Genomic DNA, 21006 nt, shown 5'->3' with positions numbered 1-21006 from the left:
GGGAAAGGTTTATATCATATTCAAGTAAATATGTATATATATAATATGGAAATAACAAACATTAAAAAATATTTTATATCGAAAAATAGAGAATCTGTTTATTTTGGAAATTATAATATTCTTCCAGCCGGAGAGCTAGAACGAAATTATTTTTTTCAAGTAGAGGATGAAGAAGATGATTATAAAGTAGACAATATTTTAAAGAATATTATGGAATATTATTACCCAATTGCATACGGAATGACGGCAGATTATAATTCTATATTAGCACGTGTTTATGATAATAACTTTTTAATTGGGATTAGGGACAGATTCACTACACTTTCAATCATGGCATTTAGCTTAAATAATGAAGCATGGATATATAATACATTAATTCCCATCATAAAAGAAAAGAAATTAGGTGAAAACACAAACTCTATTTTCTATGAGTATATGAATCACTCAAACGCAGAAGACAATATTTTAAATCCAATTAGACAGCTATTTTTGAAACGGTGATAAATCTAATAGCACAATATGAATCAGGCGATAATCAAAGCATATTTGAATTCAAGGAGAAATTAAAATGAAGGCAGATGCAATTCAATTAGATATACTTATAAAGAATGTAAATCTTGAAAAAAACCCTCCAGCAAAATTGGTGCAACTTTATGCGGAATATCTTCAATATACTATGAAACAAAATTTTGAAATTGGGATGATGGATAGAGAATTTTTTCTAATTATTGATAATTTATTAAAATACCCCAGTAAATATTTTTGTGGGGAAATAACTAGCGATGATTTTTCTGATGTTAGAATTAGAGCATGGAAACTACATGATGCGGAAGAAAATTTGTTAAGAAAAAATATTTTGCGTGCAATCGTCTCTAGTTTATATGAAAAAAGTTTTGAGGCATCTAAGAATAATGAAAGTTATATTCTTATTGAACTTTATTTATCATTATTACTAGAAATTAATGCTAAATATTGCGAGCAGTTTAGGATTTTTTTGGAGAAAGTACTAAAATAAGTAGAATAATAATTTAAAATGATTTGTGAAGCAAAAGATGTAAAATATATCATCAAAATCTGAAAAACAAAATATAGTTATTTTTTACTTGATAATGCAAAATTTCTGCCAGTAAAATTAAAAAGTAAGGGCGGATAATTTCTAATGCAATAGGACGGAAAAACAGATGGAGAATTAATTGTAAAAAAATAAAATGTGCTAAAGCCACAATGGCGCGGTTATGAAAGGATAACCTTATGAATTATACATTTGATGAGCGAATAATTAAAATACTAATCCAAAATGGGTGGTATCCAGACAGATTTATAAACATTGATAACTATCGTTGCCTTCTAGAAGAAAAAAACTATTATTTGAATGCAAGCGCAGAAAAGTTTTTCCATATTTTAGGTGGATTGACGATAATACATGAAGCTTATTCTGATAGTAATGAAACAGATATTTCAGAATTTAATCCCGTTAAACCTTTAGCATGGCTAGATCCTAAGTGGGTAAGTGAATATTATGAGAAGATAATCAGAAGTCAACTGTGTCCTGTAGGGATAGGGTTTTCAGAGCATATGGTCTTCTTTGTCTCTAAATCCGGTGGTTTATACGGTGGTTATGATAATTATTTTTGCTTGATAGGTGATACTGTCGAAAAAGGTCTGTTGAACTTATTTAAAGGTCATAAGTTCATTACTCTAATTTAGTTAAAATGATTAGTATTTATTTTAAAAATATCTTTCTACAGCCTCCCTTTTCAAAGGAGGTTTTTATTTTATGCTTTAACTTCCAAAAATAAGGGTATTAGTTAAGTGTTCTAAAAGATAATAGAAGGAGGCTTTTTACATGAAAAAAATGCTACCTGAGAGTAAAGTAGAAGCGATAAGAAAAGAAGGGTTTTTAAATCGAGCTGTGGAAGCATATCGGTTCTTTTATCCGACAGTTTCCAATGTATCCAATTTTAAAGCATTACATGATTTAGGAATTACCGAGAATCACGACTTTATTATTCAACTTACAACTCCTGACTTAAATGTATTGACACAAAATTCAGATACCCCGTATTGTCTTGGAACAGGAAACACAGAAAATGGTCCAGTTGTCATTGAATTACCTTCAGGCGCAATAGTCGGTGTAGCCGATGATATTAATTTTAAGTTCATTACGAATATGGGCCTAACTGGTGACGAAGAAGGAAAAGGCGCTAAATATTTATTTCTTCCTCCTAATTATGATGGAGATATTCCAGAAGGGTACATAGTTCGAAAACCATCTAGTTTTAGATTTTTGATATGTCTGCGAGCAATGGTTCATCAAGCAAGCGATTATGAAAAGGCATTTGAATTATTAAAAACAGTGAAATTTTATCCACTAAAAGAAGAAAAAAATAATCCAATAAGTACATTCCATGATTTTTCTCATCGTAAAGCAATTTCAACACCTTATTATGTGGAAGGAAAATTCGATTATTGGGAAGTAATTAAATGGGCACTCGATAATGATGCCACAGACCCAGAATACTATCAAATGTACGGTCTATTAAAAGCAATTGGTTTAGCACCAAATAAAGAATTTAAACCAGATTCAGAGAAAAAGGCATTGCTAATTGAAGCTGCTGAAAAAGCTGATAAAATGATGTTTGTAAATTCCTTCAATACAGATGATCCAGCTGCAATCGTTTGGTCAGGGAAGAACTGGGAGTGGGCTGTATACGGTGAAAACAATGATTTTTATGAAAAAACATACTTAAATCTACCTGTAAGAGAGCGCTGGTTCTATCAAGCGACACTCGAAACCCATATGATGTTTATGCATAAAGTTGGTTTTGGCTCTGTTTATATGCTCGGGGTGAAAGACAGAGAAGGAAATTATCTGGATGGAGGTAAAAATTATAAATTAAAAGTGCCAACACCGGTACCAACAAGTATCTTCTGGTCCGTAACGGTTTATGATATGGATACTCGTTCAGAAATCGTTACCGAACAATTTATGCCAGCACTTAATTCCATTAAAGATACTTTCGAAGTCGATACTGACGGCAATACAACGCTTTACTTTGGGCCAAATCCACCAGAAGACGAGTCTCTTCCTTGGATTCAAACGGTTCCTGATGCCAATTGGTTCACCTATTTCCGGATTTACGGACCAACTGAACCAGCATTTGATAACAGCTGGCAACTATTTGACTTTGAAGAAATTAAATAAAATAAAAACAGGCGCAACTATCAAAAGTTGCGCCTGTTTTTATTAATCATTCAACCCTAGCCCGTCTAAAATAGTTGCTTCATATTTTTCAATGCGCGAAACACGCGTTTTTGATTGCTTTGGAGCCGCAAAATAAAGTAAGTACGCTTTTTGACGTCCAGGAGTTAAAGCTTCAAAAGCTGTTTGTAGAGCAGGCAATTCCTCAAACTTCACAAGTAACTCTTCTGGAATAGGCGTTTCTGCTCTTGGCTTAAGTTCCACTTCTAAACCAGCTTTTTCAACTTCGATTGCGTTTTGAATATATTTTTTTAAAATTTCTTTTTGATCAAGGATTTCTTGCAAATTTGTGAAACGGATTTGTCTAGCAGCTTGCACATTTTCTGTTTGTTGCACTAAAATATTGTCCGGATCACGAAGAAGAGCACCTTTCATAAATAATAGGGCGCAGTAGTTTTTAAAGCCATGGATTAAGAAAACATTTCCCCCGTCTATAGCATAACAAGGTTTTCCCCATTTAAATTCTTCCTCTAGTTCAAACGTGATTGCTATTTCTCTTAATGCTTTGAATTCGTCTTGCCAGGTAGAAGGCTTATTAAGAAACGAATCTACTTTGGGATTTAAATCTGTTTTTGCCATAAAGAATACCTCTTTTCTAATCTTAAATATGTGTTGTTTTACCTCGTGCAAATGAGCTTTTCAAGGACAAAATGACTTAAAGAAAGAACCTGAAACTTATCCCAGTTCTCTTACTTTTAGGACAAATTAAGTTGCCAACCAATACCAAACTTATCAGTAACTTGACCGTATTTTTCTGACCAAAATGTTTTTCCAAGTGGCATGATAATATTGCCACCTTCTGCAAGTTGATGGAATTGTTTCGTTAGTTTTATTTCATCCGTTGTATCGATAACGAGTGTGATATTGTCTCCAAAAGTAAGTGGCATAGACTTTGGTACATCAGAGAACATTACTTTTACTCCGTCAAGTACTAAACTTGCATTCATAACTAAGTCTTTTAGCGAATCTTCTATTGTCTCAATTTCCCCATAAGTCATCAAATCTGTACACTTTGTTCCAAAAATTTCTTCATAAAACGCGATAGCATCTCTGGATTGTGTTCTAAAATTCAAGTAAACATTTAACGTCATTTGAATTCCTCCTCGATTTTTATTCGCTAGAGTTCTATTCATTTTGGTGTATTTATTATAGCAGATACGATGAAAAAGAGGAAAAATTAAGCTAATTATTACTTGACTTGAAGCTACTCCAAGGTGATAGACTTGTAATAAGATATAGATACGGGGGAATTTACATGAAAAAAACAATGTATTTAATGCGTCATGGTCAAACTTTATTTAACCAGCGCAAAAAAATTCAAGGATTTTGCGATGCACCACTTACAGAGCTAGGTATTAAACAAGCAAAAATAGCGGGAAGCTACTTTAAAGAAAATAATATTATATTTGACAAAGCTTATAGTTCCACTTCAGAGCGTGCATGCGACACTTTAGAGCTTGTTACGACAAAAGAATACACTCGTCTAAAAGGATTAAAAGAATGGAATTTCGGTACTTTTGAAGGGGAAAGCGAAGACTTAAATCCACCGTTACCATATGGTGACTTTTTTGCAACGTTTGGAGGCGAGCGAGAAGTAACATTTAGAGAACGTTTAGTGGAGACAATGGAAAGCATTATGATGCAAGATAACCATGATAGTGTTCTCGCTGTATCACACGGAGCCGCTTGTGCTCAATTTGCTCGCTACTGGGAAAAAACAAGCAGAATTGGTAAAGTAACCGGACTGAAAAACTGCTGTATTTTAAAATTTGAATATGAAAATGGCCAATTTACGTTAGTTAATTTTATCAATCATGATTTTGCTAAAGGAACTCATATAGAAAGCACAAGATAAAAAAAGCACTCAAAAATGAGTGCTTTTTTCTTATTGAAATAAATTCTTTATTTTATCTAAAAACCCACCCGTTAATTCATTAGCGGTATCTTGCAAATTTTCTGTTAGTCCACTTGCTTTATCTTGTAAATTTTCTGTTAAATTAGTTGCTTCATTTTGTAGATCCTCTGTCACATTACTTGCTTGTTCGCCAAGCTCAGATGCTTTGTTTGTTGCCTCTTCTGTCAGTGTTCCTAGATTTTCCAGGGGCAGGGACTCAGTAACTTTATTCTTCAAATCATCTAAATTCATTGTTTCCTCCTTATTTTGGGGGCTTATAGTTTATTTTAAAGGAAGTAAGAGCGAAGTACAAACAATTCGTTCCGTCATTTGTGAAAAAATATGGTATGATGATATGAGGAAATGAGGACTGACATGAATAATTTAAAATTAAGTGAAGAAATTAAAAGAGCCATTATTGAACTAGGATATAAAGATGCTACCCCTGTTCAAAAAGCAGTAATTCCAGTTGCATTAACAGGAGAAGATATTGTTGCAAAATCACAAACTGGTAGTGGGAAAACTGCAGCCTTCGCTATTCCAATTGCAGAACAAGTCGTTTGGGAGGAAAACAAGCCTCAAGCTTTAATCATTGTACCAACGAGAGAACTTGCAATGCAGGTTAAGACAGAATGTACCAATATTGGACGATTTAAACGAATTAAAGCAGCAGCAATATATGGACAATCACCTTTTGCTAAACAAAAATTAGAATTAAGTCAAAAAAACCATATTGTTGTTGGAACCCCGGGACGATTACTGGATCATATCGAAAAAGGCTCACTTAATGTCGACAAAGTAGTCCATTTAGTTTTAGATGAAGTAGACGAAATGTTAAGCATGGGCTTTATTGACCAAGTAGAGGATATTCTTAGTCGTTTACCAAAACAGCGCCAAAACTTATTTTTCTCTGCGACACTTCCAGAAGAAATGCAAGATTTAATCAAACGGTACCAAAACAATCCGATGGTAATTGAAATGGCATCTGAAAAAACAAACCCCATTTTCCATGTGGAAATGCAAACGGATAATAAAGAAAAAACTTTAAAAGAAGTTTTAATTACTGAAAACCCTGATAGTGCAATTATTTTTTGTAATACGAAAAATCAAGTGGATGAACTCACCGATTTACTCGAATTGAGTGTTAGTAAAATTCATGGTGGTTTAAGACAGGAAGATCGTTTCCGCGCTATGGATGACTTCAAAAGCGGCAAATCGCGTTTTTTAATTGCGACAGATGTAGCCGGCCGAGGAATTGATGTTGATAATGTCTCACTTGTAATTAATTACGATTTACCAATTGAAAAAGAGAACTACGTGCATCGAATCGGACGAACAGGGCGAGCTGGAAATAGCGGAAAAGCCATCAGTTTTGTTAAAACGAATGAAAATCCGCTTCTTCGTGATATAGAAGAAATGCTAAATATTACGATTGAGAAAAAGAGGAAACCAACTATCATCGAAGTAAAAGCAAATGAAGAAGCTTTCCATAAAAAACAACAAAAGCGCCCAACAATAAAGAAAGCTCGCGGTGAAAAACTAAATAAAAACATTATGAAACTTTATTTTAATGGTGGTAAAAAGAAAAAAATTCGTGCAGTAGATTTTGTTGGAACCATTTCTAAGTTAGAAGGGATTACAGCGGAAGATATTGGTATTATTACGATTGAAGACCATGTCTCCTTTGTCGAAATTCTAAACGGAAAAGGCCCAGCAGTCCTTGAAATGATGCGTTCACGAAAAGTGAAGGGTAGGCGTCTCAAAGTAAACGAAGCAAGAAAACGATAATTAAAAGAAAAGAAGGTCAAACAATGGAAAGGCCAGATAATCAGCTTATTGTAATGGTGTTAGAAGTTGTTAAAAATCCTATATATAATATAAAATCGTTAACCATCAATTTTCTGCAAAATAATATTGTTGGCGATGCTACGAGAAATGATTTGTTATACTGTACTTACTGGCTTGAATTTCATGGATTTATCATACGTGACGAAAATAATAATCAGCAGAAGTATTATAGTATGACACATCAAGGCAATCTTTTACTTCAAAAAATTAAAAATGAACTTTCTTAGTTTGTTCATACTTTTTTCATATTTATTCGGTATATTAAGAGTAACCTTTTTTCAATGAAATATCTCACCTGGCAGCATCCGTTTCCCAACCTAAACGCGGATGCTGTTATTTTTTATGTCATTAAGTATGCTATACTAATAAAAACGAAAAAAGAAGGTTATATTATGTACAAATACACGCTCTGTTTCATCCAAAGAACAGATGAAATTTTATTGTTAAATAGACAAAAGTCTCCGTGGATGGGAAGTTGGAATGGCGTGGGTGGAAAAATAGAGCCCGGAGAATCACTCATGGAATCTATCAAGCGTGAAATCAAAGAAGAGACAGGAATTAAAGCAACTGACTACGAAATACGTGATATTGGTGAAATGAAATGGTTTGTAGAAGGGGAGAACCTTGGTGGCATGCATTTGTTTGTTGCTAAACTAAAAGATGATTTTGTATATCAAACCCCGGTGGCAACTGCAGAAGGAATTCTCGACTTTAAAAAGATATCATGGATACTTAATCAAGAAAATACAGGTGTAGTGAACAATCTGCCTTATCTTATCAAGCATGTTCCGAATGATTTAACAAGAATAGAAGTTACAACAAAATACCACGAAAATAGGTTACTACATATTAGCCATCAAGTCTTATAAAAAAAGCATTGCGAATTTGCGCAATGCTTCTACTTATTATCAAGATGTTGTAAAATAAGTAGCTTCCCATCTACTAATTAAATTTTGTGCATCATCGGCAGATAATTTTTTATGTCCGATAATTTGTTCTTTAGCAATTTCTAGACTTTCAAAATGATCAATCAATCGCTGCGAGGGATTATTAATATAAACATCGCTAAGCAAAATAGAATGATTTTTTTCATTTTCAATCGCTCTCACTCCTACGATATAACCTGCTGCGGTTATGAGTAATAATTTATTCATAATTCTTCGCTCCCTTTTAGTTGTTCATGCGCGCCACTGGACACTTTTTTTCTGGATAAAAACATGTAAATAAATACGCAGACAAATGCGATAGCACCAGCGATAATGTAAATCCCTTGGAATGAAAGAACATGATGAATTTCCCCCATAATATAAGGTCCGATACCAAGGCCTAAATCGAGCCCAATAAAGTAAGTAGATAAACCAATGCCAATACGGTGGGGTTCACAAACTTTCAAACAAACAGCCTGTCCATTCGACATAAACGTTCCATAACCTAAACCAATTAATCCACCTGAAATAAGTAAAACTAGACTTGAGGTCGCAGTACTAAGCACAACTAAACCAACAGTTAAAAAGAGATAACTAGGATACATGACATATTTTTCACCTTTTGCATCAAATAGTTTCCCCGACATAGGCCTGGTGAATGTAATAACTAGCGCATAAACAACAAAGAAAAAGGTGCCAGCGCTAACTAAATTAATTTCTCTCGCATACGAAGCAAGAAAGGTAAGTACGCTTGAATAAGAAATCCCCATTAAAAAGGCAATGAAAGTAATTGGAATAACTTTTGTTTCGATAAAACTTTTAACAGTCCAAGTTTGTAATACTTTTTGATGTTCTTTCGTTAAAATAATATTTTTTACTGGCAGATAGAAACAAAGTATTGTAGTTAATAAGACAATTGCAGTGGAAAAAATAATAATTGTATAAAAGCTTGTTTTGCTTAATAAAATCATTCCAATAAATGGACCAATGGCAGCAGCAAGACTTGTGCTAAGGCCATAATAATTAATACCTTCTCCGTTTCTAGAATTAGGAATATAAGCAGTGACAATCGCGTTTGTTGCAGTGGAAGTAGTTCCGTATGCAAATCCATTTAAAAAACGAATAATGAACATAACTGTAATTGTCGGCATATATAAGTAAGCCAATGTCGTTACTAGGAAAAATAAAATACCAAACCTTAATACCTGTTTACGACCAAATAGCTCGAGCTTTTTCCCCATGTAAAGTCTCGCAAGGAGTGTACCGATAATATAAATACCGGAAGCAAAACCCGCTTCTCCGAGTGATGCACCGAGCTCTTCTTGGGCAATGACGGCGATAATCACCATCAGCAAATAATACACAAGATAAACGACAAAGTTAATCAACGTTATTAAAACAAAGCCCTTATTAAATAATTTTTCTTTCATAAATTAAAATCCCTTCCTACGTATAATTTATCTCAGCGACAAAGAGTATTATAGGCGAAATCTCAAGAGGATACTTTTTAATTTGGTAATTATTTCTGATATATACAAATTTGTATAACATATGTTGAAAAAATAGGGAATAGTATTTTGTATGATTAATATGCTTTAACTGGAATGACAAAAAGGAGGTTAAGAACATGAAACAAAATATTCTTAATAATTATGTAAGCACAAATGATTTTCCAGTTATTACAAGGGGAAAACGCAAATATTTAACTTACGAGGGACTTGAAGATTCTTATGTGTACATACTTAAAAAAGGGATTATTAAAACGAGTATTATCTCAAGGGATGGCAGGGAATTTAATTTAAACTACATTAATAAAATGGACATTATTTCCCTTTTAAAAGATGAGTACTCTCAATTTGCTAATGCACCGTTTAATATTCGTGTGGAATCAGATACAGCGGAACTATATCAAGTTGACCGAGTACGTTTTTGGAAGGATGTAAACTGTGACGTCGATTTGCAAATCTATGTTAAAGATTACTATCGCACAAGACTTTTACAATCAATCAAAAAAATGCAGCAAATGCTGATGAACGGTAAACTTGGTGCAATTTGTACACAGTTATACGAGCTCTATACACTTTTCGGGGTGGAAATAGAAAAAGATCAATTTTTGATAGATTTTTTAGTGAGTAATGAAGAAATTGGTCACTTTTGCGGGATAAATTCAGCAAGTAGTGTCAATCGGATTTTTCAACAATTAAAAAAAGAAGGCGTTATTACTATGCAAAACCGTTATATTATCATTAAAAAATTAAATGTTATTCAAGAAAATGTCATTTTTTAAGAGGTAACAGCAGAAAAGCACTGCAATCAATATTTGCAGTGCTTTTCTATCCTCTTTTTTTAAGTGTATATCGAACTCTAAGTGTAATAAGTCCAATGATGATTAGCAAAGAGCCAACCAGCAAATTTTCTAAGTCGTTAAAATCCCAAAAAATAGAAATTCCGATATTAGATAGTCCTAAAAAAACAAAAACCAAGCCAACAACAAGTAAACCAATATATGCCGGTTTAGATATTTTCATAAGGACGCCTCACTTACATTAAAAATAATTTCCACATTATTGTAACATAAGTTTCACAAAACAACATCACTCGCTTGTAATTTGTTTTGTGAATCCTTCCCCGACAACACTTTGCACGTCATTAATAATAAAGAAAGCTTTTTCGTCATATTTATTCACGATTTTTGTTAGTGGGAGAAGTTGATCACGACTAATTACAATATAAAGGATTTTTTTATCTTGACGCATATAGAATCCTTGACCATTGAAAAGGGTAATGCCTCGTTCCAAATTCGCATCAATTTCTGTGGCAATTTCCTCATAGTAGTCAGAAATAATTGTAACAGATTTTTTAGGATTATAACCTTCCAGAATGAAATCAAGTACTTTAGTAGAAATATAAAGCGAAACTACTGTAAATAGCATGTTCTCAAAACCAATAACAAAAACAGAAGGGATAACGACAATTAAATCAAAAAATAAGAGCGCATAACTAGTATTCCAACCTAAATATTTATTCGCTATTTTTGCTAAAATAGCACTTCCAGCAGTAGTTCCGCCGCCGTTCATAATGAGCCCCATACCAATTCCCATCATTAAGCCAGCAAAAATGGCTGCCACGATAGATTGGCTTGCAACAAAAGCAAGTGGTTCAGAAAAATGCAAGAATAGCGAAGTGAAACTAATCGCGACAATCGTCCAAACAATCGTCATGCGATCCAAAAACTTATAACCAATAACAAGTAAGATACCATTAAAAATAAACGTCGTAATCGCTGGAGTCCAACCAAGCAAGTAGTAAAGCATCATCGTTAACCCCGTAACGCCGCCTTCCCCAAGATTATTAGGGATTGCAAAAACATTGACAGCGAGCGAAAAAATAAGTGCTCCAACAATAATTTTTGCGATGTTCCAACCAGTTTTATTATTCATATCCATTTCTCCTTTCCACACAAAAAAAGACCCAAGAACACCGCAAAACCGGCACTCTGGAGTCTTTTTATAAAAAAAGCATTAACTGACATCTCTGTCATTAATTGTCTCACCATAAAAAATTGCTATTCATTTCAACACAATTTACAATATACCATAAAAAATAAGCTGCTTCAAGCACTATTAAGTAAAAAATTAACCGAAGATTGCTAAGAATGGCATTAAATTAAGTAAAAATAAACCAACAAGAACACTAATAACAATTTTTATGACAAGCGGTTTTTCACTTTCTGTTTTTTTCATCTTGATTTCCTCCCTAATAGATGTTTACTTTGCCCAGTGAACAAATTCATTTCTTAATGGCATATAAGTGGCAGTTTTTTTCTTATAAATTTGATAAGCAAATAAAAATCCAAGAAATGCTGGAACGATAATTGCGATAATAGTTAAAATAACTTTAGTCATAGAAAATACCTCCTCTTAAATCAAAACACAAGAACAAATCTTACTATTATTAGTGTAACAAATTTCACGTGATTTTGGTAATAAAGCGGACTAGCAAATTTCGGTTACATTTAACTGCAAATATGCTACAATAGCGTTGTGTGAGTTAATTTGAATAAAAAAAATAAGTTTTTTGACATTTATTTAGAACTAGAGCAAGATATTACATCCGGCGTTTATCCAGCAAACACACTACTTCCAAGTGAAAATGTCCTGGCCAAACGTTTTTCGGTGTCCCGTGAAACAAAGTCTTAGTTGTAGGAGAGAGACTATGAAACATATAAGAGTAGCAGCGATTATCAGGCATCAAAACAAAATTTTACTCCACACAACTAAAAATGAAAATTATTGGACTTTGCCGGGTGGTGCCGTTGAAAATGAGTTAACTAAAGAAGGATTACAGCGAGAAATGAGAGAAGAACTTGGAGAAGAAGTGACTATTCGAGATTTAAAAATTATCGCGGAAAATCGCTTTGTATATCATGGCGAGGAAATTGATAGTATTGAGTTTTATTATATTGTGGAGTTATATCCAAATAGCGCACTGTTAGAACTTTCGACGTTTACAAAAATAGAACAATATGGGCAGAGAGGGGAGACAGGTTACGAGCTGAATTTTAAATGGTGTGAAATAGACAAGATGAGTGAGATAGAAATATTGCCAAAATTCCTCCAAACAGAACTAACTCAACTTTCAAGTGATCTTATAAAACACATTCAATAAACAACATAAAAATACCCCGCGAAATTTAAGTTTCGCGGGGGTTCATTTAATTAGTCAAAGATACTAATGTAATTTCTTTTTTGCTAAGGTCTAAAAATGGTAATTTAACACGTGTGTCTAAGCAATATGCGTTGTATAGTAAAGGTTTTAAAGTCGTTGTAGAGCTTTCGACTTGGCGAACAAAATTACCAATTTCTTGATACAGAATTTCAATATTTTTTAGACTACCAATTTTTGAATCAATGCGGTTTTCACTAACATTCACATTGGAGTTCGTTACTTTTTCATTAAATTCATCATTGATAGCCTCTTTTGTACGTTCAATTCTTGTAAAACGAGTATCTTCCCAGTCAATCTCAATGATATGGCAGTCATCAAGTTGGAGGAAGTCACCTGTCCAAAGTTTTCCATCGATTTCAACAATCATTCGCGTATCGGGGAAAACCTCTTTGTTACGGTATTTTTTTAGTAAATAATCATACATTTGTAATTGCGCTAAACAGTTATCCATGTGTGTCATCTCCTTATGGGTTTATTATAGCATATTGTGATTATCTGAACAATCAAGTTAGAATAAATGAATAGTTGGAACTGTAACTTTTTAACTAGTTATACAAAAGTCCTAATAAAAGGCAGTGAAATAGTGAAAATAAGTGCCAGATGTTATACTAATATTAAGATGAAATGGGAGGGAGACACATGTACAAACAAATAAAATTAAAAGCGACAGATGGGTTAGATTTACATTTACATATATGGGATGAAGTTAAAAATCCAGTTGGTGTAGTTCAAATTGTTCACGGCATGGCAGAGCACGGGGCTAGATATGGCTTGTTTGCTGAACGTTTGAATGAAGCGGGATATATTGTAGTAGCAGACGATCATCGTGGGTTTGGAAAATCAGCTATAGATGAAAGTTATTTGGGTCATTTAGACGGTGAAACAGGTTTTCAAAATATGATACAAGATGAAGTAGTTGTTCGAACTTATTTAAAAGAAACTTACCCCGTACGGCCTTATTTTATTTTCGCACACAGTATGGGAAGTTTCGTCATCCGCACTTTTATGGCGCAACATCAAGTTGACGGAGTAATACTTAGCGGAAGCGGGTTACAACCAATTCCGTTACTAAAAATGGGACAAATTATAACGAAACACCGGGTAAAAAAAGATGAAATGAAACGAAGCGGATTTCTAAATAAATTAGCATTTTGGGGATATAATAAGCCGTTTAATGAAAATCATCGCTTCAGTTGGCTTTCACGTGATGTAGCGATTTATGAAGCTTATGAGAAAGACCCGTTTTGTGGGCCAGTAGTCGGAACGAGCGGATTTTTCCATAATCTTTTTGAAGCAGTTAAAATAAGCCAGCAAAAACAAACTATCGAAAGTGTACCGAAAGATTTACCTATTTTATTACTGTCAGGTAGTAATGATCCAGTAGGGCATTTTGGGAAAGATACACCTAAAATCGCTTTAGCTTTAGAAGCAGCTGGAGTGGAAGATGTTACCTATAAAATATACGAAGATGCGCGTCATGAACTTGTCAATGAATTATGTAAAGAAACTGTTTTTAAAGATGTAATTGCTTGGTTGAATACAAAAAACAAGGAGGCCTAACCAATAGGCTTCCTTGTTTTTAATTGCGGATTTGACCGTCTCCGAAAATAATATATTTAGTAGAGGTGAGCTCCGTTAAGCCCATTGGCCCCCTGGCGTGAAGCTTTTGCGTACTAATGCCAATTTCTGCACCAAATCCCATTGCAAAACCATCTGTGAAGCGAGTAGAAGCGTTAATATATACTGCCGCAGCATCGACTTTTTGATGAAAAGCTTGTCCAGTTGCATAATCATTCGAAATAATTGCTTCGGAATGTTTTGTCCCGTATTTATTAATGTGATTAATTGCCTCATCTACTGAATCTACAACTTTAATGGCCAAAATAAAGTCTAAAAATTCATCTTCCCAGTCTGACTCTGTTGCTGCTTTAGACTCTTTTAGAATTTCTCGTGCGCGTTCATCCGCGCGTAATTCAACGTTATGCTCCTTTAAAGCAGTTTCCATTTCAGGAAGAAAGGCGCCTGCTACATCCTGGTGAATAAGTAAGGTTTCTGCTGCATTACAAACAGAAGGGCGCGAACATTTTGCGTTCACTAAAATATCGATTGCCATTTGTTTTTCAGCAGCTTTATCGACATAAATATGACAATTTCCTGTGCCGGTTTCAATGACTGGAACAGTAGCATTTTCAAGAACAGTTTGAATTAATTTAGCTCCACCACGCGGGATAAGAACATCTAAAAAGCGATTTAAACGCATCATATCACGAGCTGTTTCACGAGATGTGTCTTCAATTAATTGAACACTAGAACGAGGAAAGCCAGATGCCTCTAGTGAACTCTGAATAACGGACATAAGAGCCTTATTCGAATCAATTGCATCACTACCACCACGTAAAATAACAGCATTACCAGTTTTAAAACAAAGTACAGAAGCATCAACTGTAACATTTGGTCTTGATTCATAAATGATACCTATAACTCCAAGTGGGACTCTTGTTTTTCCGATAGTGAGTTCGGCTTCATTTTTCCACATATTAGTTACTTCTCCGATTGGATCTTTCAAAGCAACAACTTGTTTAACAGCGTCAGAAATTTCTTTTATTCTTTCTTCTGTTAAACGGAGGCGATCAATCATTGTTTCAGGTGTTCCTTTTTCCCGAGCACGTATAATATCTTTGTTGTTTTCTTCAAGAAGGAAAGCTGTATGAGCAAGCAAATCATTGCTTAGGTTTAGCAAAGCTGCATTTTTTTGCTTAGTTGATGCTTGCGCTAAAAATTGGGCTGCTTCTTTAGCGGCACTTCCTTTTTTAATGAGTTCCGTCATGGGAAAATTCCTCCTTTTTACTCGCAAATAAAGTCCCGATTTGTTCACCTTGCATTATATCAAAAATAATTGTAGGATTTTTACCATTGGTTAAAATCATTTTTTGGTTAGCATTCATACAATAAGAAGCAGCGGAAAGTTTAGTTAACATGCCGCCAGTTCCGAATTTAGAACCTCTACCGCCAGCAAGTGCTTCGATTTCTGGTGTTATTTGATTAATTTCAGAAAACATAACTGCATTTGGGTCAGTTGAAGGATTACTACCATAAAAACCATCAATATCAGATAGCATGATAAGTAAATCAGCTTGCACGAGTTTAGCTACAATAGCTGAAAGAAGGTCGTTATCGCCGTATTTAGTTACATGTTCTAGTTCCTCAACAGCAACTGTATCATTTTCATTTACGATAGGAATAATACCGCGTTCTAAGAGACTTTCGAGCGTGTTCATAACATTCTCTCTACTTATAGGGAAGTCAGTTACATCACGAGTAAGTAGGACTTGACCAACAACCTGTCCATATTCACCAAAAAACTTACTATATATATGCATTAATTCACTTTGTCCAACAGAAGCGACTGCTTGTTGGTCTGGAATACTCGTGGGTCTCACTGGAAGTTGTAATTTATGACAGCCAACTCCAATAGCGCCAGAAGAAACTAAGATAACTTCTTTTCCTTCATTACGTAAATCGGATAAAACCATCGCTAATTTTTCAATAGTTCTTAGATTAATATGGCCATTTCCATACATTAATGTACTTGTACCAACCTTGATAACTAATCTCTTGCTATTTTTTAAAGATTCGCGCATTTTTATGACCCCTCTGCTAATTAGATAATACTTCTATTTTACATGAAAATAGAGATATGTCTATAATATATTGTTGTTTGACCAAGTAATCACTAAAAAAGGATTCTAAGAAATTTTCTTAGAATCCTTTTTTATTATTTTGTAGCTTTACTCGCAGCTGAGATGACTGAAACTTGTTTTAATCCTTTACTGATTAGGCGTAAAATAACGAACCACACAATTACGATTAGAACAATTTGTTTAAACGCAATAGCAGGTAATGGGTTGAAAGGACAATCCCAAACGAAATGTAAAGCAATCGGGATAATAAACCATTTCCAGAAAGTGCCCGTGAAAATATGGTTCATTCCTAGTTTTTGATCTCCTTTAGCAATTACAAGAGCAGCACCAGTTATTGCAGCCCATACAACATGACCACCGATAGACTGCCAACCACGACTAAAGATAACATTCATCATTGTTTCACCAGCAATATGAATATCCTTGAATAAAAATGCTGCATCGACACTATAGTTAAATGCATATCCAAGTGATTCAAAAGCAGCAAATCCAGCTCCAACAGCTGCACCAATTAATAAGCCATTTAGAATATACTTCGAATTAAGCGAGCGGATGAATAGGGCAACAATAATCATTTTCCCAGTTTCTTCTATAAAACCAACTAATAAAGCATTAAAATAGTTTAATTTTCCAACCGGAATAATCGAATAAATGACAAGAGTTGCCACAAGTGCTGCGACCCCACCAATGAAAAACATCTTTACTACATCAAAAACGCTGATATTTCGCGGTGCATTTGTTTCGAAAAAGAATAATAAGACCGAAAACGGAACTGCGAAAGAGCCAATAACCATCAGCCCGGGTATAGTATTGCTGTTATCAAACAAATATGTACAAGCAAGAAGTAAAAAGTACGTAATGATTAAAACTAAGAATACTCTAGAAAACACCCAAGGATGAGGCCAAGTATGTGGAATGTCACTTGTTGCTGGCGTCGTATATTTTGTTCCAGCAATAAAGACTTTCTCACCTTCCTCTTTAGAATGCTTTTTGAATACAGCAGAGAATAGATTTTTGATTTTTAGTTCTGAATTCCCATGATTTAAAGCATGTTGATGTAATTCTGTTTGCTTAAAAGCGACCCACTCAGGATGAGGGGATTTTTGGACCAATGTAAAATCATTAATTTCGTTCTTTTTATATAGAGCAATCATTTCTACATTTGTAAAAGGCCCCATTTTCTGCTCGTTCTTTTTGAAGTACCATTCTGACAAATGAAACTCCCCCTTTAACTTTTTATTTTGACTCTGTTAATTATTCCCAAAAAAAGGCAAAGTTAAACGAATAGAAAATTTTAATCGTTAAGTTTTTTCACTTGTTCATAGAGAAAATCAATGGAATCAGCTAGGAAATGAGCTGTTGATTCATTCAAAGGCTCTCCATTTAAATTCAAATCATCTTCATATCTTAAATCTTCACTAATTTTTATCATTCTTTTAGCAATATCTTTCTCCCCTTGAAGTTCACTAGGAGTATAGGTTGGGATACTTTGTTGACCTAACAAATAATCTACACTCACATCATAAAGAGTTGCAATTTGTGTAACCATATCTAAATCAGGTTCACGAATACCATATTCCCAGTTGCCATAAGTAGAGGGTGCCTTCAAACCTAATCTTCTTGCTGTTTCTGCTTTTGACCATCCCTGTTTTTCTCGTAGTAAAGTGAGTCTGTTACTTAAATTTGGCATAATTTCACTCCTTTTTGTTTGATTATACAATATTTTACTCAATTTAGCTATAATTTAACACAAAGTGAATTAATTTTCAATTGACAACCTCTAATTGAGTTGTTATTATTATATTAATAACTCAAACTGTGTAGATAAGGAGAAGATGACATGAAAACAGTAGACAGCAGAAAAATTAACACGGCCAAAATTCGGGAATTACGGTTAGAACGGGGAATTACACAAGCTTTTATCGCAAGGAAAATGGGCTACAAGTACACATCAGGATATAGCAATATCGAAAAGGGAAGTGTACGATTATCTCATAAAAATGCCGTTATTTTAAGTGAGATTTTAATGTGTGATTTAAAGTGTTTTTATGAGTAGCATAGGTTAAAAATAATTAAAAAGCACTCAAAATGAGCGTTTTTAGTTAATGAGCCACACCATGTGGTAATATAAAAAAAGGAGCAAACAACATGAAGAAAAAAACTTTAGTAATGTTTCTTATTTTGACGGTATTAGTTTCGTTCCTCATACCGACTAACGTAAGTGCATATTCAAAACTCGGATATGTATTGACGAAAAGTAGCGCCAAAAATTTTAAAATTTATATTAATGGTTCAGCTAGAGGATTTAAAAATATCATTATTAGTGGCGCAAAATCTTGGAATACTTCCCCGTACCTAAATACGGTGAGTATGGGAAATGATGTGAATCCAAACTTTACCGTCAGTAGTTCAGGAACGAACAAAGGAGACGTCTTAGCAGTATGTAATACAACTTACTACAAATCAAATAAGTTAATTGTGAAAAATGAAATTACACTTTACAAAGGTTTCCGTTCACTTTCAAACAATCACAAAATAGAAACCGTAGCGCATGAATTTGGCCATGGATTTGGCTTGGGGCATGTAAAAACCAGAAATGCAATTATGCTAGATAAAGGCTTTATCAATAAAACTAAACCGCAAACAGATGATTTAAATGGCATTAAAGCTTTATATAAGTAAAAAGGAGGATGGATGATGAAAAGAAAAATAATAATAGTTATAGGTTTAGTAAGCCTTAGTATATTAACTGCTTGTTCTAATAGCGAAAGTGTTAAAGAAAAACCAACAGAAGAACAAACAACTACACAAAGCGAATCGGAAACTGTAAAAGCTAATAATGGCGTTGTTTCCTACCACGGAAAATACCTAGAACTTGCTGAAGATGTGGATACGCTTGAAAAAGGCGCCCCAATTATTGTGAAGGCTACTAAGAAATCAGAAAAAGCCACAGTAACTAAAGAAACGAAAGAAAATATATTCCCAACCGATTTTTATACAATGAGCAATGTGCAAATAAATTCTATCGAAAAAGATACAACAGGAAAATTGAAAGAGAATATGACTATCAAAGTATTAGAGTATAGTGTAGAAAATGTTTTAGTAGAGGGAAAAGAATATGATTTAACGATTGATGGCTATAAAAACATGGAAAACGGGGAAGAATACACACTTTTCTTAGAAAAAAATCCAGATGGTGATAACTATATTCTTTCAAATGCTGTTATAAGTAAATTCCCAGAGGAAGAGTTACCCAAAGAAGAATTATTTTTAGATGGTGGAGAAACTACGGAAGAAACAGATAATATAGAAGAAATATATCAGGAAATGTATCAAGAAGTTTTAACAGAATATAGTGAGTAAATAAAGTGAATTGGACCTCGAAATAAAAAATCGAGGTCTATATTTCTGTTGGCAAAAAATTTGATAAAGCAAAGGCTTATTCCAGACAATTTTACGTAATAAAACACCACCAAACTCACTTGACAGAACTAAACTATCCAAGTAGAATGAATCAAATCCAAGTTAACATATTTTGTTGAAAATGGTTAGACTTTCTACAATAAGGGTAAATCCAGTTAGAATAAATAAAGCTTTTTGAATAAAAGGAGATAAAACGATGAGTGAAAGTGGTGCTTTTTTTCCGGTAAGCGTTAAAAAATTTATGGAAAAAGGGATTGCCTCGTTGACTGAAGAAGAAAAAATGAGTACGCTGCATTATTTGGAAAATGCGTATCACCAAGAACCATGCAACGAGGAAATTGTACATAGATTAATTCAATTTTATAATCAGACGAATAAAACTAAAAAAGCGCAAGAAATAGGCCAAAATTTCTTAACAATGAATGGCTACAATAAGGAAATTTTAGGAGAATTATCTGTTACTTTTATGCAAGAAGATAATATGGATACTTATTTTACATTGGTTCGTCATTATATGGAAGAAGAAAAACAGGAAGACACGGAGCAAGTAACGAACAATGTTATTCCATTTCCTAAACAATTTGTTCCTAGAAAAGATATTCGGGATTTTGCTTCGTGGCAAATTGCTGAACAACTCGAATTTTTACAAGAAGCTCGTTTTCTAGAAATTGATGACTTTTTACCAGCTTTTAAAGTGTTTTTAGCGGATGAAAGTTTTTCTCCGTTTGTACAGTCAATGATCTTTGAGCTGATGCAAGAAAAGGAAGTAAATGAAGAAATAGAAGTTCGAAAAATTGAAAAGACTGGCACCTTTAACCCCAGTGAAGTCCCAATGTTAGCCGAAAATACATTTGCGATGGAACTGTTTTCTGGTCTCACAGATAAACTTGAACACAGTAATCCTAGTTTATTAGAACAAATAATAGGGATTATTCAACAACATTTATTTATGCTTTATCCGTTTGAACTTGAGCCAAAAGAAGTAAATGTATGGGTAAATGCATACTTTAAATGGGCTAACTCTATGTACGGCGATGTTAGCATGATTTCAGACGCAGTAAATCAAGAGGCAGTTGAGGAAGCAATTTCAATTATTGAAGAGTTAGAAATAAGGCAGCAAAATTATTTTATATAATGATATTTCTTGTTTTCAAGTCAGGGATATCTGTGTTATTATTAGTGAGTATGGCTGAAACTTGTCATGAGAGCAATTAAATTGAACTA

General features: G+C 33.8%; 28 protein-coding genes and 1 pseudogene. 16 read left to right on the top strand and 13 right to left on the bottom strand.

What is annotated here, in order from left to right:
* From HCB45_RS08220 to HCB45_RS08205, 4 genes are all read left to right on the top strand, one after another.
* Positions 1-501 (top strand): hypothetical protein (locus tag HCB45_RS08220; protein WP_185619534.1); only part of this gene is annotated, 501 nt, incomplete at its 5' end.
* Positions 502-568: 67 nt separating this feature from the next.
* Complete coding sequence (locus HCB45_RS08215; protein WP_185619532.1) at positions 569-1015, top strand: hypothetical protein; 447 nt, start codon at positions 569-571, stop codon at positions 1013-1015.
* Positions 1016-1251: 236 nt separating this feature from the next.
* Positions 1252-1707: an SUKH-3 domain-containing protein gene (locus tag HCB45_RS08210; RefSeq protein WP_185318592.1), complete on the top strand. Its 456-nt coding sequence runs from the start codon at positions 1252-1254 to the stop codon at positions 1705-1707.
* Positions 1708-1846: 139 nt separating this feature from the next.
* Positions 1847-3205: a DUF1254 domain-containing protein gene (locus HCB45_RS08205; RefSeq protein ID WP_185619531.1), complete on the top strand. Its 1359-nt coding sequence runs from the start codon at positions 1847-1849 to the stop codon at positions 3203-3205.
* 42 nt (positions 3206-3247) lie between these two features.
* Here the strand turns inward: HCB45_RS08205 and HCB45_RS08200 are convergent, their stop codons facing one another.
* Entirely contained in the window at positions 3248-3841 is a 594-nt protein-coding gene (locus HCB45_RS08200) for a YdeI/OmpD-associated family protein (RefSeq protein WP_185619529.1), read from the bottom strand.
* Between the two features lie 116 nt (positions 3842-3957).
* Entirely contained in the window at positions 3958-4353 is a 396-nt protein-coding gene (locus HCB45_RS08195) for a VOC family protein (protein ID WP_185619527.1), read from the bottom strand.
* Between the two features lie 164 nt (positions 4354-4517).
* On the opposite strand from HCB45_RS08195, the gene HCB45_RS08190 reads away from it, so the two are divergent.
* Entirely contained in the window at positions 4518-5117 is a 600-nt protein-coding gene (locus HCB45_RS08190) for a histidine phosphatase family protein (protein ID WP_185318596.1), read from the top strand.
* 30 nt (positions 5118-5147) lie between these two features.
* Here HCB45_RS08190 and HCB45_RS08185 read toward each other — a convergent pair whose 3' ends face one another.
* A complete protein-coding gene (locus HCB45_RS08185; RefSeq protein ID WP_185318597.1) occupies positions 5148-5408 on the bottom strand; it encodes a hypothetical protein in 261 nt (86 codons plus the stop codon).
* Between the two features lie 123 nt (positions 5409-5531).
* Between HCB45_RS08185 and dbpA the strand changes: the two genes are divergently transcribed.
* From dbpA to HCB45_RS08170, 3 genes are all read left to right on the top strand, one after another.
* Positions 5532-6944 carry an ATP-dependent RNA helicase DbpA gene (dbpA, locus tag HCB45_RS08180; RefSeq protein WP_185619525.1) on the top strand — a complete coding sequence of 471 codons (1413 nt, stop codon included), beginning with the start codon at positions 5532-5534 and terminating at the stop codon, positions 6942-6944.
* 23 nt (positions 6945-6967) lie between these two features.
* Positions 6968-7231: a DUF3116 family protein gene (locus HCB45_RS08175; RefSeq protein ID WP_185318599.1), complete on the top strand. Its 264-nt coding sequence runs from the start codon at positions 6968-6970 to the stop codon at positions 7229-7231.
* Between the two features lie 165 nt (positions 7232-7396).
* Positions 7397-7873: an NUDIX hydrolase gene (locus HCB45_RS08170; RefSeq protein ID WP_185619523.1), complete on the top strand. Its 477-nt coding sequence runs from the start codon at positions 7397-7399 to the stop codon at positions 7871-7873.
* A 39-nt stretch (positions 7874-7912) separates the two neighbouring features.
* Here HCB45_RS08170 and HCB45_RS08165 read toward each other — a convergent pair whose 3' ends face one another.
* Positions 7913-8158: a hypothetical protein gene (locus tag HCB45_RS08165; protein ID WP_185607717.1), complete on the bottom strand. Its 246-nt coding sequence runs from the start codon at positions 8156-8158 to the stop codon at positions 7913-7915.
* The gene (locus tag HCB45_RS08160) at positions 8155-9360 is read right to left on the bottom strand and encodes an MFS transporter (protein WP_185619521.1); all 1206 of its coding nucleotides are present in this window, start codon (positions 9358-9360) and stop codon (positions 8155-8157) included. The genes HCB45_RS08165 and HCB45_RS08160 overlap by 4 nt, the downstream gene beginning before the upstream one ends.
* A 197-nt stretch (positions 9361-9557) precedes the next feature.
* Here HCB45_RS08160 and HCB45_RS08155 point away from each other — a divergent pair, with 197 nt between their 5' ends.
* On the top strand, positions 9558-10217 hold the full coding sequence (locus tag HCB45_RS08155) for a Crp/Fnr family transcriptional regulator (protein ID WP_185318603.1): 660 nt from the start codon (positions 9558-9560) through the stop codon (positions 10215-10217).
* A gap of 46 nt (positions 10218-10263) precedes the next feature.
* Here the strand turns inward: HCB45_RS08155 and HCB45_RS08150 are convergent, their stop codons facing one another.
* The 3 genes from HCB45_RS08150 to HCB45_RS08140 all read right to left on the bottom strand — a co-directional run bounded on the left by HCB45_RS08150 (position 10264) and on the right by HCB45_RS08140 (position 11835).
* Positions 10264-10458 carry a hypothetical protein gene (locus HCB45_RS08150; protein ID WP_185318604.1) on the bottom strand — a complete coding sequence of 65 codons (195 nt, stop codon included), beginning with the start codon at positions 10456-10458 and terminating at the stop codon, positions 10264-10266.
* 66 nt (positions 10459-10524) lie between these two features.
* Positions 10525-11370 (bottom strand): YitT family protein, encoded by an 846-nt coding sequence (locus HCB45_RS08145; RefSeq protein WP_185318605.1) that lies wholly within the window; start codon positions 11368-11370, stop codon positions 10525-10527.
* 327 nt (positions 11371-11697) lie between these two features.
* Positions 11698-11835, bottom strand: a complete 138-nt coding sequence (locus tag HCB45_RS08140) for a hypothetical protein (protein WP_185318606.1) — start codon at positions 11833-11835, stop codon at positions 11698-11700.
* Between the two features lie 150 nt (positions 11836-11985).
* Here HCB45_RS08140 and HCB45_RS08135 point away from each other — a divergent pair.
* Positions 11986-12120: pseudogene (locus HCB45_RS08135) on the top strand (GntR family transcriptional regulator); the annotation flags it as partial.
* Between the two features lie 25 nt (positions 12121-12145).
* Complete coding sequence (locus HCB45_RS08130) at positions 12146-12598, top strand: NUDIX hydrolase (RefSeq protein WP_185619519.1); 453 nt, start codon at positions 12146-12148, stop codon at positions 12596-12598.
* Between the two features lie 46 nt (positions 12599-12644).
* Here the strand turns inward: HCB45_RS08130 and HCB45_RS08125 are convergent, their stop codons facing one another.
* The gene (locus HCB45_RS08125; protein WP_185619517.1) at positions 12645-13109 is read right to left on the bottom strand and encodes a hypothetical protein; all 465 of its coding nucleotides are present in this window, start codon (positions 13107-13109) and stop codon (positions 12645-12647) included.
* A gap of 188 nt (positions 13110-13297) precedes the next feature.
* Between HCB45_RS08125 and HCB45_RS08120 the strand changes: the two genes are divergently transcribed.
* On the top strand, positions 13298-14218 hold the full coding sequence (locus tag HCB45_RS08120; protein WP_185619515.1) for an alpha/beta fold hydrolase: 921 nt from the start codon (positions 13298-13300) through the stop codon (positions 14216-14218).
* 19 nt (positions 14219-14237) lie between these two features.
* On the opposite strand, the gene HCB45_RS08115 is transcribed toward HCB45_RS08120, so the two are convergent.
* The 4 genes from HCB45_RS08115 to HCB45_RS08100 form a co-directional block, all read right to left on the bottom strand.
* Positions 14238-15485, bottom strand: a complete 1248-nt coding sequence (locus tag HCB45_RS08115; protein ID WP_185619513.1) for a glutamate-5-semialdehyde dehydrogenase — start codon at positions 15483-15485, stop codon at positions 14238-14240.
* The gene (gene proB / locus HCB45_RS08110) at positions 15469-16299 is read right to left on the bottom strand and encodes a glutamate 5-kinase (RefSeq protein WP_185318613.1); all 831 of its coding nucleotides are present in this window, start codon (positions 16297-16299) and stop codon (positions 15469-15471) included. The genes HCB45_RS08115 and proB overlap by 17 nt, the downstream gene beginning before the upstream one ends.
* Positions 16300-16433: 134 nt before the next feature.
* Positions 16434-17573 (bottom strand): PrsW family glutamic-type intramembrane protease, encoded by a 1140-nt coding sequence (locus HCB45_RS08105; RefSeq protein ID WP_185318614.1) that lies wholly within the window; start codon positions 17571-17573, stop codon positions 16434-16436.
* Positions 17574-17653: 80 nt separating this feature from the next.
* Entirely contained in the window at positions 17654-18049 is a 396-nt protein-coding gene (locus HCB45_RS08100) for a helix-turn-helix domain-containing protein (protein WP_185318615.1), read from the bottom strand.
* Between the two features lie 150 nt (positions 18050-18199).
* Between HCB45_RS08100 and HCB45_RS08095 the strand changes: the two genes are divergently transcribed.
* The 4 genes from HCB45_RS08095 (at position 18200) to HCB45_RS08080 (ending at position 20917) form a co-directional block, all read left to right on the top strand.
* On the top strand, positions 18200-18415 hold the full coding sequence (locus HCB45_RS08095) for a helix-turn-helix domain-containing protein (protein WP_185318616.1): 216 nt from the start codon (positions 18200-18202) through the stop codon (positions 18413-18415).
* A gap of 92 nt (positions 18416-18507) precedes the next feature.
* A complete protein-coding gene (locus HCB45_RS08090; protein WP_185318617.1) occupies positions 18508-19041 on the top strand; it encodes a matrixin family metalloprotease in 534 nt (177 codons plus the stop codon).
* 15 nt (positions 19042-19056) lie between these two features.
* Positions 19057-19722: a hypothetical protein gene (locus HCB45_RS08085; protein ID WP_185318618.1), complete on the top strand. Its 666-nt coding sequence runs from the start codon at positions 19057-19059 to the stop codon at positions 19720-19722.
* Positions 19723-19978: 256 nt separating this feature from the next.
* A complete protein-coding gene (locus HCB45_RS08080) occupies positions 19979-20917 on the top strand; it encodes a hypothetical protein (RefSeq protein WP_185318619.1) in 939 nt (312 codons plus the stop codon).
* Positions 20918-21006 lie beyond the last annotated feature (89 nt).

This window comes from Listeria farberi (assembly GCF_014229245.1).
In the GTDB taxonomy this organism is placed as follows: Bacteria; Bacillota; Bacilli; order Lactobacillales; family Listeriaceae; genus Listeria; species Listeria farberi.
The sequence above is the reverse complement of the archived record's forward strand: the minus strand, read 5'-3'. Positions and strand labels throughout refer to the sequence as shown.